The organism is Micromonospora sp. NPDC023633 (assembly GCF_040640035.1).
Lineage (GTDB): Bacteria > Actinomycetota > Actinomycetes > Mycobacteriales > Micromonosporaceae > Micromonospora.
Map to the genome: position 1 here is coordinate 73297 of NZ_JBFABB010000006.1, position 14433 is coordinate 87729.

The window sequence follows — 14433 nt, forward strand, 5'->3', positions numbered from 1 at the left end:
CCGCGCCCATCGACCGACTCCGTCCGGCGTCCCGCGCCGAAGCCGAAGGAGCATCATGAAACGTCCACTCCGGGCCCTCGCGGCAGCCGCGCTGCTCGCCACCGGCTCGATCGTCGCGGTGGCCCTCGGCGGCACCGCCAACGCCGACACGCAGATCTGCGAGCAGTACGGCTCCACCACCATCCAGGGCCGCTACGTGGTGCAGAACAATCGCTGGGGCACCACCGCCCAGCAGTGCATCAACGTCACCGACAGCGGCTTCGAGATCACCACCCAGAACGGCAGCAACCCGACCAACGGCGCGCCGACCGCGTACCCGTCGGTCTTCCTGGGCTGCCACTACACCAACTGCTCCCCCGGCACCAACCTGCCGATCCAGGTCAGCCAGATCAGCAGCGCCAACAGCAGCATCTCCTACCGGTACGTCAGCGGCGCCACCTACAACGCCTCGTACGACATCTGGCTGGACCCCTCGCCCAAGCGGGACGGGGTGAACCAGATGGAGATCATGATCTGGCTCAACCGGCAGGGGCCGATCCAGCCCATCGGCTCCCCGGTCGGCACCACCACCCTGGCCGGGCGGACCTGGGAGGTCTGGCGCGGCAGCAACGGCGCCAACGACGTCATCTCGTACGTCGCACCGTCGGCGATCGGCAGCCTGAGCTTCAGCGTGCTCGACTTCATCAACGACGTACGCAACCGGGGCGCCATCACCAGCTCCTGGTACCTGACCAGCATCCAGGCCGGCTTCGAGCCGTGGCAGGGCGGCGCCGGGCTCGCGGTGACCTCGTTCTCCGCCTCGGTCAACGGCGGGGGCAACCCGACCACCCCGCCGCCGAGCACCCCGCCGCCCGGCACTCCCCCGCCGAGCACGCCGCCGCCGGGCGCCGGATGCGCGGTGAAGTACACGCCGAACGCGTGGGGCAACGGCTTCACCGCCGACGTGCAGGTCACCAACACCGGGTCGAGCGCGGTCAACGGCTGGACGTTGACCTACAACCTGCCGGCCGGGCAGCAGGTCACCAGCGCGTGGAACGCCACGGTGAGCCAGAGCGGCTCGGCGGTGACCGCGCGGAACATCAGCTGGAACGGCTCGCTCGCGCCGGGCGGCACGGCGAGCTTCGGCTACCAGGGGACGCTGAGCGGGACGTACTCGTCCCCGACGAGCTTCTCCCTCAACGGGGTCGCCTGCTCGCGCTCCTGAAACGCCGGACGCGACGTCCGCCGGGCCACCCCGATGCCTGGCGGACGTCGCGCGTGAGAGGGCCGGCGGCTCAGAGCCGGGTGAGCCGGATGGCGTCGGCGATGACGAGGCCGGGGGCCGAACTCCACCGGCTCACCGCGACCCGGTTGGCGTCCCCGGCCGGCAGCGTGAAGGTGCCGAGGGTGCGCCACTGCCCGCCGGTCACCCGCTGGTCGACGATGATCGTGCGGTTGCCGGTCGTGGTGGACACGATGTACGGGGCCGCGGCGTTGTAGCCGGCGTTGGCCGGCCACCAGGCGTCGACCCGGTAGTTGGCGGTCGCCGGGACGTTGAACTTGTACCAGGCGGCGTCGCTGGCGGCGACGGGGTCCGCGAAGCGGTAGTCGGCCCCGTAGCGCTGGGTCGAGTACGTCGAGGTGCCCCAGCTGGCGCTGGCGGTGAAGCGGCCGGCGGTGGAGTTGTCCACCACGGAGGTCCAGGTGGTGCCGCCCGCCATCTTCGCGGCGACGTCGGCGCGCATCGTGTTCAGGTCGATGAAGGACGGGTCGATCTTGCCGGTGGTGCTCGTCTCGCGGTGGCCCCGGGCGTAGCTGGCGTCCCTGCCGAGCCGCTTGAGCACGGCGGCCGTGGCGGCGATCGACGCGTTGTACTGCGCCGCCGTCATCTCCTGGCTGACCCCGTTGTAGTCGATCTCCCAGCCGATCAGCATCGTGTTGCCGTCGCCGGCCGGGATCGGCCCGCTGGCCCGGGCGAGGCCCGCGTGGTTGCAGCGGCCGGCGGAGATGACGTGGAAGACGCCGTGGTAGTCGACGAGCGCCTGGCAGAGCGGGCCGGGCAGGTCGGAGCGGCCGTTGATGCAGATGTTGAGCGCCGGGTGCGGGTTGGTGGCGCTGGAGGTCGCGGCGGTGTGGTGCCAGAGCACACCGATCGGGTTGAAGTCGCCCGGCCGCATCCGGTTGAGCCAGTCGCCCTCGACGACGACCTGGACGCCGGCCCCCCGCAGGACGTCCACCAGCCAGGGAATGGTGGCCATCAGGACTCCCCGAGCAGGTCGGCGAGGCACTCGGCCTTCGGCGCGGCGAGCGGCGCGGCGCTCGCCGTGGCGGGCTTGGCAGCAACGGCCACCGCGGTGGCCACCAGGGCCGACATGCCCAGCACCCCGCGTCGGGGGAGGCGGGCGGGTCGTGACGCGTTCATGGCGCTCCTTCAGACAAGGGCGGAGGGGTTCCGACTCATCGATGAACTGGTGACGCGCACCGTATATCGTCACGAGCATCTATGTCGATACCCTTCACTGCCCCTATTCAGGCTGAAGGAAATTGGCAACGGCGGTCCGGGTCCGGGCCTCCTTCCGGGCGCCCGGAAGGGGTCCGTCAGGGGTTGCCGAGGGCGTCGATGTCGCGCATCTCCTCGGCGGTCAGCGAGAAGTGGAAGATGTCGGCGTTGACGCGGATCCGCTCCGGGGTCACCGACTTGGGGATGACCACGATCTCGTGGTCGACGTGCCAGCGGAGCACCACCTGGGCCGGGGAGACGTCGTGCGCGGCGGCGACGCGGGTCAGCACCGGGTGGGCGAGGTCGCTGGTCTTGAACGGGCTGTACCCCTCCAGCACCACCCCCCGGTCCCGGTGCTCCTTGTGCCGCTGCCGGTCGTACAACGAGGGGCTCCACCGGATCTGGTTGACGGCCGGGTTCTCCTCGGTCGCCTGGATCAGCTCGTCGATCTGGCCGGTGGCGTAGTTGCTCACCCCCACCGCGCGGGCGAGCCCCTCGTCCCGGGCGGCGAGCATCTCGCGCCAGACGGGGATGTTGTCCGCGGGGCTCGCCGGCGGCCAGTGGATCAGCCACAGGTCGACGTGGTCGGTGCCGAGCGCGGCCAGGCTCGCCTCGAGCGTCTCCCGCTCCCGGCCGACCCGGTCCGGCGGCAGCTTGGTGGTGACGAAGACGTCCTCGCGGCGCAGCCCGCTCTCCCGGACCGCCCGCCCGACCTCCTCCTCGTTGCCGTACATCGTGGCGGTGTCGACGTGCCGGTAGCCGGCGTCGAGCGCGGCGAGCACCGCGTCGTACCCGGCCTGGCCGGTGGCCTGCCAGGTGCCGAAGCCGAGCAGGGGCATCCGCACCTCGCCCGGGAGCACAACGGTGGGCTGGTCCTCGTGGTCCATGGTCCCGGTCTACCCGTGATGACCCGCGACATGCCGCCGAACCGGACACGCGGGCGACCGGCGGGCCGGCGCGGATTGCCGGAGAATGCGGGTGTGGCTGACCCGCTGGAGGAGTACCGGCGCAAACGGGACGCGGCGCGCACCCCGGAGCCGGTGCCGAAGCGACCCCCGCGGCGCAAGCGATCCGCCGACGGCACGGCCCGGTTCGTCATCCAGCAGCACCACGCCCGGAGCCTGCACTGGGACCTGCGGCTGGAGCACGAGGGGGTGCTGGCCTCCTGGGCGGTGCCGCGCGGGCTGCCCCGCGACACCGGCCGCAACCACCTCGCCGTGCACACCGAGGACCACCCGATGGAATACCTGGACTTCCACGGCGAGATCCCGGCCGGCGAGTACGGCGGCGGGCGGATGACCGTCCACGACCGGGGCACCTACCACTGCGAGAAGTGGCGCGACGACGAGGTGGTCGTGGTGCTCGACGGCGAGCGCACCTCCGGGCGGTACGTCCTCTTCGCGACCGGCGGCAAGGGCGGGCGGGACTGGATGGTCCGCCGCACCGACCCGCCGCCGGAGGGCTGGACGAGCATGCCGGAACTGGTCCGCCCGATGCTCCCCACCGGGGCGGCGAAGCTGCCGGCGGACGAGACGGAGTGGGGCTACGAGCTGCGCTGGGACGGGGTGCGCGCGGTCGCGTACGTCTCCGGGGGGCGGCTGCGGCTGCTCGCGCAGGACGACGAGGACGTCTCCGGGACGTACCCCTGGCTGCGCGAGCTGGCCGAAGAGCTGGCGCCCACGGAGGCCGTGTTCGACGGCGTCCTGGTCCGCATCGACCGCGCCGGCCGGGTGCGGCCGGCGCGCGGCGGACGCCGGACCCCCGACGCCCAGTACCTGATCTTCGATCTGCTCTGGATGGAGGGCGTGACCAGCATCGACCTGCCGTACGCGCAGCGCCGGGAGCTGCTCGACGGGCTGGCGCTCGCCGGCGGGCACTGGCAGACTCCGCCCTGGTTCCCCGGTGCCGGCAGGGAGGCGCTGCGGACCGGGCGGGAGCAGGGGCTGCCCGGGGTGGTGGCGAAGCGGCTGGACTCGGTCTACGAGCCGGGCCGGCGCAGCCGGCGCTGGCTGAGCATCGACGCGAGCCGAGACACGAGCTGAGACGGCGAGGAGCATCGTGTACCTGACGCACCTGGAGTGCCCGCGCTGCGGGCGGGAGCACGACGCCGGCAAGCTGGCCAACCTCTGCGACTGCGGATCCCCGCTGCTGGCCCGCTACGACCTGGCGGCGGTGGCGAAGGTGCTCACCCCGGAGCGCTTCCCGCTGCGCCCGGCCGACCTGTGGCGCTACCGCGAGCTGCTGCCGGTGGCCGACCCCCGGCACGAGACCACGCTGGGCGAGGGGTGGACGCCGCTGCTGCGCACCCCGACCTACGGCGCGGAGATCGGCATCGCGGACCTGATGGTCAAGGACGAGGGGCTGACCCCGACCGGCTCGTTCAAGGCGCGTGGCGCGGCGGTGGGCGTCAGCCGGGCCCGCGAGCTGGGCGTGGAGCGGATCGCCATGCCCACCAACGGCAACGCGGGCGCGGCCTGGGCCACCTACGCCGCCCGGGCCGGGCTGGGCGCGACCATCGTCATGCCGCTGGACGCGCCGGCCATCTGCCGGCGCGAGTGCGTGGCCGCCGGGGCCGACCTGCGCCTGGTCGACGGGCTGATCAGCGACGCCGGGCGGCACGTCGCGGGGCTGGTCGCCGGCTCCGGCGGCGCGATCTTCGACGCCGGCACGCTGCGGGAGCCGTACCGGCTCGAGGGCAAGAAGACGATGGGGTACGAGATCGTCGAGCAGCTCGGCTGGCAGGTGCCGGACGTGATCATCTATCCCACGGGCGGCGGGGTCGGCCTGATCGGCATCCAGAAGGCGCTGCACGAGCTGCGCGAGCTGGGCTGGATCGAGGACAAGCTGCCGCGCCTGGTCGCGGTGCAGTCGACGGGCTGCGCGCCGATCGTCCGGGCCTTCGCCGCCGGTGAGCAGCGGGCGCAGCCCTGGGCCGACGCGCACACCGTGGCGTTCGGCATCACCGTGCCGGCCCCGCTCGGCGACGAGCTGATCCTCGACGCGCTGCGCGCCAGCGCCGGCACCGCGATCGCCGTGGACGACGCCGAGATCCTGGCCGATCTGCGGGACTTCGCCGCCCGCGAGGGGCTGCTGCTCTGCCCGGAGGGGGCCGCCTGCCTGACCGCCGCCCGGCACCTGCGCGCCGGCGGTTGGATCCGGGCCGGCGAACGCGTGGTGGTGCTCAACACCGGGGCCGGCGTGAAGTACCCGGAGACGGTGGACGTCACCGGCGTGCCGGTGCTGCCGGCCTGACCTGCCGCCCCCTGCGCCCCGCCGTCAGTCCGTGGCGGGGTCGGTCAGCCGCCAGGCGGCGCTGACCAGGCCGATGTGCGACAGCGCCTGCGGGGTGTTGCCGAGCTGCGCACCGGAGCGCGGGTCGATCTGCTCGCTGAACAGGCCGACGTCGTTGGCGTGCCCGAGCAACCGCTCGAAGAGCGCCTCGGCCCGGCCCCGCTCGCCGGCCATCACCAGGCACTCCACCAGCCAGAACGAGCAGGGCAGGAAGCCCGCCGGATCGGTGCCCCAGCGACGGACGAGACCCTCCCCGGCGCCCAGCTCGCGCTCGACCGCCTCGATGGTGGCGCGCATCCGCGGGTCGGTCGCCGGCAGGAACCCCACCAGCGGCAGCAGCAGCACGGACGCGTCCAGGTCCGGCGAGCCGAACGCGCCGCCGAACGCGCCGGTCCGCTCGTGCCAGCCGTCGCGCAGCACGGCGGCCCGGATCTCGTCGCGGATCGCCGCCCAGCGCCCGGGGTCGGCCCGGTCGCCGAGCCGGGGCGCGAGCGTCACCGCCCGGTCCAGCGCCACCCAGCAGAGCACCTTCGACGTGAGGTAGTGCCGGTCGGCGTCCCGGGTCTCCCAGATGCCCCGGTCGGGCAGGTGCCAGGTGGTGGCCACCTGCTCGGCCAGGCCGAGCACCATCTCGCGCAGTTCCGGGTCGAACGCCTCCCCCAGGTGGTCGCGCAGCTGCCAGACCGCCGAGAGCACCTCGCCCGGCACGTCGAGCTGGCGCTGCCGCCAGGCGTCGTTGCCGACCCGCACCGGCAGGCTGCCGCCGTAGCCGCGCAGGTGGGCGCACTCGTACTCGGAGACGTCCCGCTCCCCCTCCAGGCCGAAGAGCACCGGCACGGGCTCGGGGCCGACCCGGCCGATCGAGCGGGCCGCCCAGGCGAAGAGCCGGGACGCCTCGGACGGGCAGGCGGCCACCCAGAGGGCGCGCAGGGTCATCGCGAAGTCGCGCAGCCACGAGTAGCGGTAGTCGTAGTTGCGGTCGCCGCCGATCCGCTCCGGCAGCGACGTGGTGAGGGCCGCGGCCACCGCGCCGCTGCGGGCGTACGTGAGGCCGGTGAGCACGGTCGCGCTCTGCCGCACCTGCGCGGGGTAGCGGCCGTCGTAGTGGTGCGACTCCCGGTAGGCCTGCCAGGCCTGCACCGTCTCGGCGAGCGCGGCCACCGGCTCCAGCCGGGCCGGCGCCGTCCCGTACGCCTGCCCGTACGCCACGTCGAAGCCGACCACCTCGCCGGCACAGACCTCGAACTCCTGCCGGACCCGGTCGCGGTCGACCTGCGGTGCGATCCCGCCGGCGTGCAGGGTCAGCACCACCGGCCCGGCCGCGGCCAGCACCCCGCCGTCGGGCTGCTCGTGCAGGTACGGGGTGAGCAGGCCGTACTCCGGGCGGGGGCGGAAGTCGAGCGACATCCGCACCCGCCCGGTCAGTCCCTCCACCACCCGCAGCAGCACCGCCGGCGAGTTCATCCCCAGCTGGTGGCCCCGGGCGCCGAACTCGGCGGCGAGCGCGTCGGTGACCGCGACGCTCCCCTCCGGCGTGTGGTGCACCGTGCGCAGCACCAGCGTGTCGGCCAGGTACGCCCGCTCCACCCGGTGCCCGGGCAGCCCGGCGGCCACGGGCGCCAGCCGCCAGTGGCCGGCCTCCGGGTCGAGGATGCGGCCGAAGACCGACGCGGAGTCGAACCGGTCCGGGCACCACCAGTCGATCGAGCCGTCCCGGCCGACCAGGGCGCCCGAACGGCAGTCGGAGAGGAACCCGTAGTCGGAGATCGCCAACTGGTCCACCCGCTGCGGGTACCCGGTTCCGGCCGCCTCAGGCGGCACCGGCGGCGCGGACGGTCAGGAGGTGGGCGGCTCGTCCTCGCCGGCGGCCTCCGCGGCGTCGGCCTCCTCCTTGGTCCGGTGCACCGCCTGGTCGGCGTGCTCGGGCGGGCCGTAGACGGTGTAGAGCACCAGCGGGTTGGGGCCGGTGTTGACGAAGTTGTGCTTCGTGCCCGCCGGCACCACCACCAGGTCGCCCTGCACGACCTCGCGCTTCTCCCCCGCCACCCGGGCCTCGCCCGTGCCGCTGACGAAGGTCAGGATCTGGTCGATGCCCTCGTGGACCTCCTCGCCGATCTCGCCACCCGGAGGAATCGTCATGATCACCAACTGGGTGTGCTCACCGGTCCACAGCACCCGCCGGAAGTCTGGGCTCTTCTCGGCGACGGTCGCGATCGTGAAATGTTCCATGCCGACGCACATACCCGCTGCGGCCCGACACCACGCCGAGACTCGCAGATGGTGGAATTCGCCACTTCCCCGAGGTTTCGATCCTCCGTGGCCGGGGATCGAGTGAACAGCCGGCGCACGGTGGCCGGTCGAGCCAGGTCCCCGCCGGCGTACCGCCGTACGGCTGCGGTGGTGGGAGACGGCCAGAGCGCGGCGACGTTCCGATCCCGGATCCGGACGGCGCCGCGCGCTCGTGTCCGGCCCCGGCCCTCCGGACGGGCGCCGGACGGCACGGACCGGCGGGAAGTCGCCGCACCGCACGCCCGCCGACCTGCGGTGGACCGCTCAGTCGTCGTCCTCGGCCGACACCGGCTCCAGACCCACGCAGCGCAGCCTCAGCTCGAACTCGCCGGACGGGCCGGCGAAGGCGACCTCCACGTCGTCGTCCGGCCCCCGCTCCGCGTCCGAGACCCGGTAGCCCGGCGCGGGCGTCCAGGAGACCAGCCGCACCCCGTCCGGCCCGCACTCGGCCACCGCGCTGCCACCCGTCGTGGCGAAGGCCCGACGTGCTCCCGCCGGGGCCGAGCCGGTCGCTCCCGGCGATGCCGGCCCGCCCGTCCCGGTCGCTGTCGGCGACGGCCCGCCGACCCCGGGGGCGGTGGGCCCGGGGGAGGCCAGGGCACGCTCGATCTCCTCCTGGCTGAGCACCCCGCCCGGGGTGCCGGCGATGCTCTCCCCCACCCACTCGATCGCGGCCACCCCGATCAGGGTGGCGACGGCGGCGGTGGCCAGCCACCCGGCGACGGCGAGGAACGAACGGCGGCGCATCCCCCGAGTCTCCCCGATCCGGGGTTCGGACGAGCCCTGCACGAGGCTAAGGGAGGGTTAAGGTCCGGGCCGGCGCGGGCCGTGGCGGCTAGCCTGCCACCTGTGGCCCGCCTGCTGCTCATCGAGGACGACCTGACGATCCGTACGCCGCTGCTGCGGGCCCTGCGCGACCGGGGGCACGCGGTGGCCGCCGCCTCGACGGCGATGACCGGCCTGCGCGACGCGCTGGACGACCGGCCCGACCTGGTGGTGCTGGACCTGGGACTGCCCGATCTGGACGGCCGGGAGCTGTTGCGGATGCTCCGCGCGGTCAGCGCCGTGCCGGTCATCGTCGCCACCGCCCGCGACGACGAGACCGAGATCGTCCGGGTGCTCGACGCCGGGGCGGACGACTACGTGGTGAAGCCGTTCACGGCCGCGCAGCTCGACGCGCGGATCCGGGCGGTGCTCCGGCGCGGGACGGGGTCCGGCCCGGAGGAGGACACGACGCTGGTCGTGGGCGGACTGCGGGTCGACCCGCGGTCGCGGCAGGTCACCCTGGACGGCGCGCCCGTCGAGCTGACCCCGCGCGAGTTCGACCTGCTGCACCACCTCGCGGGCCGGCCCGGCCAGGTGGTCACCAAGCGGGAGCTGCTCGCCGAGGTGTGGCGGGTCCCGTACGGCGGCGCCGACAAGACCGTGGACGTGCACCTGTCCTGGCTGCGGCGCAAGCTCGGGGAGAGCGCGCAGACGCCCCGCTACCTGCACACCGTGCGGGGCGTCGGGGTCCGGCTGGAGGCACCGGGGAGCGCCGGATGAGGGCCCGGCTGGCCCTGCTGGTCGCCGCGGTCAGCGTGCTCACCCTGGTCGCCTTCCTGGTGCCGCTGGCGCTGCTGGTACGTACCGTCGCGGCGGACCGGGCCACCGTGCGGGCCACGGCCGACGCGCAGAGCCTCGTCACCGTCGTCGGTACCGCCGACACGACGACGATCCGGCTGACCGTCGAACAGCTGGCCACCGAGTCCGAGCGGTCGGTCACTGTGTTCCTGCCCGACGGCACGGTGCTCGGCGCCCCGGCCCCCCGTACGCCCGCGGTGGCGCTGGCGGCCCGGGGGCAGAGCCTCACCGCCGAGTCCGGGCGGGGGCGGGAGGTGGTGATCGCCGTGCAGGGCCGCCCGGACGGCACCGGCGTGATCCGGACGGTGGTCCCGCCCGCCGAGCTGACCGCCGGGGTGACCCGGTCCTGGCTGGCCCTGGCCCTGCTCGGCGTGCTGCTGGTGCTGATCGGGCTGGCCGTCGCCGACCGGCTGGCCCGCACCCTGGTCCGGCCGATCGGTGAGCTGTCCGCGGTGTCGCACCGGCTGGCGAACGCGGAGCTGGACGCGCGGGTCACGCCCGCCGGGCCGCCCGAGCTGCGTGAGGTGGCCGGCGCCCTCAACCACCTCGCCGGCCGGATCCAGGTGCTGCTGGTGCAGGAGCGGGAGGAGGTCGCCGACCTCTCGCACCGCCTGCGTACCCCGCTGACGGCGCTCCGCCTGGAGGCCGAGTCGCTGCGCGACCCGGAGGACGCGGCCCGGGTGACCGCGGCCGTGGACGGGCTGGAGCGGGCGGTCACCGGCCTGATCCGACAGGCCCGTTGGCGGGTGCCGACGGCCGGCGCGGCCAGCGCCGACGCGGCGGCCGTGGTGGCCGAGCGGGTGGCGTTCTGGTCGGTGCTGGCCGAGGACACCGGGCGGGCCGTGACGCTCGACCTGGCCCCGGGCCCGCTGCCGGTGGGCGTGCCCGCCGACGAACTGGCGGCGGCGGTGGACGCCCTGCTCGGCAACGTCTTCGCGCACACCCCGGACGGCACGGCGTTCGCCGTCCGGCTGGCCACGGAGGCGGGCCGGGCGGTGCTGACCGTGGCGGACGAGGGGCCGGGGATGCCGCCCGGCACGATCGACCGGGGCGCGAGCACCGCCGGCTCGACCGGCCTGGGCCTGGACATCGCCCGCCGCGCGGCCCAGGCCAGCGGCGGCCGGCTCACCCTGCACACCGCGCCCTCCGGGGGCGCGGAGGTGCGCCTCGAACTCGGCCCGCCCCGGCCCTGACCCGCCCTCCGGCCGCGCCCGGACAGGCTTAACCCGGCCTTAGCGTTCGGGCAGCGTGGCGCTATCCGGGCCGGCGCGATCCTGGGAACCAGCAACCGAGGAAGGGTGAAACGAGATGAAGCGCAAGTCCCTGATGCTGGCGTCGCTCGGAGGCGCGGCGGTGCTCGCCGTGACCGGCGCGACCTTCGGCGTCGCGGCGGCCGACGACGGCGCGGCCCGGGCGACCACCCTGGCCGCCGCCACCACCGCCCCGACCGACCCGGCCACGCCGGGCACCCCGAGCGGCACCGGGAGCAGCGCCCCGGCGACGGGCGGCGCGCCGACCACCGGCGGCACCCCGGCGGCGCCCGGCACCCCGTCGGGCAGCGGCGCTCCGGCCACCGGCGACGACGCGGTGAGCGAGCAGCGGGCCGGCGAGATCGCGCTGGCCCGGGCGGGCGGCGGCAAGATCGTCGAGGTCGAGCGCGAGGAGGAGGACGGCCGGGCCGTGTGGAGCGTCGAGATCGTGGCCGGGCAGACCGAGCACGAGATCGACGTCGACCGGGGCGACGGCACGGTGGTCAAGGCCGAGCAGGAGCCGGTCGACGACGACGATGACGACGACCGGGACGACGACGACTCGGACGACGGCGACGACGACTGATCCGCTGCCGGTACCGCCGCCGCCGTCCCGCTTGCGCGGGGCGGCGGCGTCGCCGTCGCGGGCGGCGGGCGGCGGGTCGGCCCGGCCCGGTCGCGCCCCCACGCGGCACGCCCCGGCGCGGGCACGCGACGGGACGGGCCGATCGACCCTGTGACGGACACCGATGTCTGGCTACATTGGGGTATGGTGCCCGCCCATCGGGGCCGGGCGGCGGAACCGGTCTACCGCCCCATCCTCGCCAATCGGCGGGGTGAGCTGGAGGCGCTCGGTCATCTCGACGACGTCGTCGCACCCCTGCTCGCCCCGGTCCTCCAGGTGTCCGTCCTGGACCAGTTCACCCTGGACGTGCTCCGCCGGCTGCCCGACGGGCTGCTCACGGCCGTCGACGTCACCGGACTGCCCGACGCCCCGGAGACCGAGCTGGTCCGCTGGGGCGTACCGCTGGTGCCGGTGATCGGGCTCGCGGACAGTGACCGGCGCCTGGTGGCGCACGGTGCCGCGGCCCGGGCCCACGCCCAGCGGGCGGTCGTCCGGCTGCGGGTCGGCCACGACCGGGCCGGCCCGGACGCGGCCACGGCGGCGGCGGAGCGGGTCTGGCGGTTCACCCGCCTGGTGCCCGAGCAGTGCGACCTGCTCCTCGACGCGGGCGACGTGTGCTGCCGGGCCGACGTGCGGGTGGCCGAGCCCCGGGTCCGCCGGCTGCTGGAGTGGGCCCGCCGGCACGCCTGGTGCTCGGTGAGCGTGGCGGCGGGCGGGATGCCCCCCGCGATTTCCGCCCTGCCCACCGACGAACCGGTACGCCTCGACCGCTGGGACTGGCAGCTCTGGCAGCGGCTGGCCGACCTCGACGTCGGGTACGGCGACTACGGCGTCGGCTCCGCGGTGCCCGGCGCGGACCAGTCGGGAGACCGGCTGCCCACCGTCCGCTACACCGCCGACGGCGCCTGGTGGGTGTACCGCTGGTCGCGGCGGGGCGGACGCGGCGACGACCGGTTCGCGGACCTGTGCCGCACCGTCGTCTCGGCCCCGCACTGGCCGGCCACGGGTGCGGCCTTCTCCTGGGGCGACCACGAGATCCTGCGGCGTGCCCGCAGGGGCGCCGGCGCCGGGTCCGCCAGCAACTGGGCGGCGTGGAGCACCTCGCACCACCTGGCGCACGTGCTGGCCGCGCTGCCGCACCCGGAGCGGGAGCCCCGACCGGGGCCGTGGCGATCCGGTCAGGCGCCGCCGGAGCGGGGCCGTCCCGCCCGGCCGCACCGCAACGGGGAGACCCGCCGGGCCGGCTGAGCGCCTTCCCTACCGGGCTGCGGTGCGCTGGCGGCGGCCCGCCGTCACTGCTTCTCGGTGAACCCGAACTGCACGATGCCCTCGTCGTCGACGCTCGCGTCCACCGACGCGTCACCGAGCAGCTCGGCGGCGTCGGAGTCCAGGAAGATGCGGGCGCCCTGGTTGTCGACCACGTGGTCGCCCTCGACCGGTTCGGCGACCAGTTCGACGGTGAGCGAACCCGCGTCGGTGTCGGCGGCGATCCGCACTCCGCCGTCCTCGGCGACGTCCTGCTGGTTGGCGAGGTCTCGGATGACCAGCACGGCGTTGTCGGTCATGGTGAGCATGGCGGAACTCCTCGTGGATTCTCGGATTCGCGGTGCGGGACCGGGGCTCGGCCCGCGGGCGAGCGCACGTGGGAGGCGATGGAAGGGCGACACGCACATCGCCGTCGCACTTCGGGGCAGCTCAGGGCCCCTCCACGGCCTACGTTGCCCCCTGCCGCGGGATCCGTCAAATAGATCGCGATCGGTGCGCGACGCCGGCCGGGGCGAGCCGGGCCCGGATCTCGCGTACCGCCGCGCGGCCCGCCCGGTTGGCGCCGATCGTGCTCGCCGACGGGCCGTACCCGATCAGGTGAATCCGCTCGTCGGCGACCACCCGGGTGCCGTCCATCGTGATACCGCCGCCCGGCGCGCGCAGCCGCAGCGGCGCGAGATGGTCCAGCGCCGCCCGGAAGCCGGTGCACCACAGGATCACGTCCGCGGGCACGAACCGCCCGTCGTCCCAGGCCACCCCGTCGGGCGTGATCCGGTCGAAGACGGGTACCCGGTCCAGCACGCCGCCCTCGCGCAGCCGGCGCAGCTCCGGCGTGAGCGGCAGCCCGGTCACCCCGACCACGCTGTCCGGGGGCCGGCCCGCGCGGACCGCCGCGTCGACCAGGGCCACCGCCGCCCGCCCCCGCTCGGGGGTGAACTCCTCGTCGCGGAAGTCGGGCGGGCGCCGGGTCACCCAGGTGGTGCCGGCCGCGACGGTGGAGACCTCGGCGAGCAGTTGGACGGCCGACGTCCCGCCGCCCACCACCACGACCCGCCGGCCGGCGAATTCCGCCGGTCCACGGTAGTCGGCCGTGTGCAACTGCCGGCCCCGGAAGGCCGACCGGCCGGGGTAGTGCGGCCAGAACGGCCGGGTCCAGGTGCCGGTGGCGTTGACCAGGGCGCGCGTCGTCCAGGAACCGTGGTCGGTGTGCACGGCCAGCCGGCCGTCGGGCCGGTCGCGGACCTCCCGGACCCGCACGGGACGCCGCACCGGCAGGTCGAACTCGCGCTCGTACGCGGCGAAGTAGGCGCTGACCACCTCGGCCGCCGGCCGGTCGGGCCCGGCCGCCGGGAAGGGCAGGCCGGGCAGGTCGTGGAAGCCGTGCACCCGGTCGAGTCGCAGCGTGGGCCAGCGGTGCCGCCACGCCCCACCCGGCCCGTCGCCCCCGTCGAGGATCACGAAGCCGTCCCCCGGGGCGAACCCGGCGCGGCCCAGGTGGTGGCCGGCGGAGAGGCCGGCCTGCCCGGCCCCGATCACCAGCACGTCGACGGAGCGCTCGTCCATGCCGGGTACAACACCGGCGGGCCCGACCGGCTGCCCGCCGCGGGCGT

At 75.0% G+C, this 14433-nt stretch carries 15 protein-coding genes; 7 read left to right on the top strand and 8 right to left on the bottom strand.

All coding sequences use genetic code 11. The features are described from left to right. Positions 1-55: 55 nt before the first annotated feature. A complete protein-coding gene (locus AB0G13_RS03395) occupies positions 56-1204 on the top strand; it encodes a cellulose binding domain-containing protein (protein WP_357868217.1) in 1149 nt (382 codons plus the stop codon). Positions 1205-1274: 70 nt separating this feature from the next. Here AB0G13_RS03395 and AB0G13_RS03400 read toward each other — a convergent pair whose 3' ends face one another. From AB0G13_RS03400 to AB0G13_RS03410, 3 genes are all read right to left on the bottom strand, one after another. Continuing rightward, positions 1275-2237 (bottom strand): N-acetylmuramoyl-L-alanine amidase, encoded by a 963-nt coding sequence (locus AB0G13_RS03400; protein ID WP_357868219.1) that lies wholly within the window; start codon positions 2235-2237, stop codon positions 1275-1277. Next, complete coding sequence (locus AB0G13_RS03405) at positions 2237-2401, bottom strand: hypothetical protein (RefSeq protein WP_165947736.1); 165 nt, start codon at positions 2399-2401, stop codon at positions 2237-2239. Before AB0G13_RS03405 ends, AB0G13_RS03400 begins: the two co-directional genes overlap by 1 nt. A gap of 176 nt (positions 2402-2577) precedes the next feature. Beyond that, positions 2578-3366, bottom strand: a complete 789-nt coding sequence (locus tag AB0G13_RS03410; RefSeq protein ID WP_357868223.1) for an aldo/keto reductase — start codon at positions 3364-3366, stop codon at positions 2578-2580. 93 nt (positions 3367-3459) lie between these two features. Between AB0G13_RS03410 and AB0G13_RS03415 the strand changes: the two genes are divergently transcribed. Together AB0G13_RS03415 and AB0G13_RS03420 are read left to right on the top strand one after the other, a co-directional pair. Then, positions 3460-4521, top strand: a complete 1062-nt coding sequence (locus AB0G13_RS03415; RefSeq protein WP_357868226.1) for a DNA polymerase ligase N-terminal domain-containing protein — start codon at positions 3460-3462, stop codon at positions 4519-4521. Between the two features lie 16 nt (positions 4522-4537). After that, a complete protein-coding gene (locus AB0G13_RS03420) occupies positions 4538-5731 on the top strand; it encodes a threonine synthase (protein WP_357868228.1) in 1194 nt (397 codons plus the stop codon). 24 nt (positions 5732-5755) lie between these two features. Here AB0G13_RS03420 and AB0G13_RS03425 read toward each other — a convergent pair whose 3' ends face one another. The 3 genes from AB0G13_RS03425 to AB0G13_RS03435 form a co-directional block, all read right to left on the bottom strand. Further along, entirely contained in the window at positions 5756-7552 is a 1797-nt protein-coding gene (locus tag AB0G13_RS03425) for a glycoside hydrolase family 15 protein (RefSeq protein ID WP_357868232.1), read from the bottom strand. A gap of 54 nt (positions 7553-7606) precedes the next feature. Beyond that, a complete protein-coding gene (locus tag AB0G13_RS03430) occupies positions 7607-7999 on the bottom strand; it encodes a cupin domain-containing protein (protein WP_089001794.1) in 393 nt (130 codons plus the stop codon). Positions 8000-8323: 324 nt separating this feature from the next. Continuing rightward, positions 8324-8806, bottom strand: a complete 483-nt coding sequence (locus AB0G13_RS03435; protein ID WP_357868234.1) for a septum formation initiator — start codon at positions 8804-8806, stop codon at positions 8324-8326. Positions 8807-8908: 102 nt separating this feature from the next. Between AB0G13_RS03435 and AB0G13_RS03440 the strand changes: the two genes are divergently transcribed. The 4 genes from AB0G13_RS03440 to AB0G13_RS03455 all read left to right on the top strand — a co-directional run bounded on the left by AB0G13_RS03440 (position 8909) and on the right by AB0G13_RS03455 (position 12805). Then, the gene (locus tag AB0G13_RS03440; protein WP_357868237.1) at positions 8909-9604 is read left to right on the top strand and encodes a response regulator transcription factor; all 696 of its coding nucleotides are present in this window, start codon (positions 8909-8911) and stop codon (positions 9602-9604) included. Next, complete coding sequence (locus AB0G13_RS03445) at positions 9601-10875, top strand: HAMP domain-containing sensor histidine kinase (RefSeq protein ID WP_357868239.1); 1275 nt, start codon at positions 9601-9603, stop codon at positions 10873-10875. The genes AB0G13_RS03440 and AB0G13_RS03445 overlap by 4 nt, the downstream gene beginning before the upstream one ends. A gap of 115 nt (positions 10876-10990) precedes the next feature. After that, positions 10991-11518, top strand: coding sequence for a PepSY domain-containing protein (locus tag AB0G13_RS03450; RefSeq protein ID WP_357868242.1), 528 nt, complete (start codon positions 10991-10993; stop codon positions 11516-11518). Positions 11519-11701: 183 nt separating this feature from the next. Beyond that, the gene (locus AB0G13_RS03455) at positions 11702-12805 is read left to right on the top strand and encodes a hypothetical protein (protein WP_357868245.1); all 1104 of its coding nucleotides are present in this window, start codon (positions 11702-11704) and stop codon (positions 12803-12805) included. A 44-nt stretch (positions 12806-12849) separates the two neighbouring features. Here AB0G13_RS03455 and AB0G13_RS03460 read toward each other — a convergent pair whose 3' ends face one another. Together AB0G13_RS03460 and AB0G13_RS03465 are read right to left on the bottom strand one after the other, a co-directional pair. Then, positions 12850-13131, bottom strand: coding sequence for an adhesin (locus tag AB0G13_RS03460; protein ID WP_357868248.1), 282 nt, complete (start codon positions 13129-13131; stop codon positions 12850-12852). A 166-nt stretch (positions 13132-13297) separates the two neighbouring features. Further along, positions 13298-14386 (bottom strand): NAD(P)-binding domain-containing protein, encoded by a 1089-nt coding sequence (locus tag AB0G13_RS03465; protein ID WP_357868251.1) that lies wholly within the window; start codon positions 14384-14386, stop codon positions 13298-13300. Positions 14387-14433: the final 47 nt, after the last annotated feature.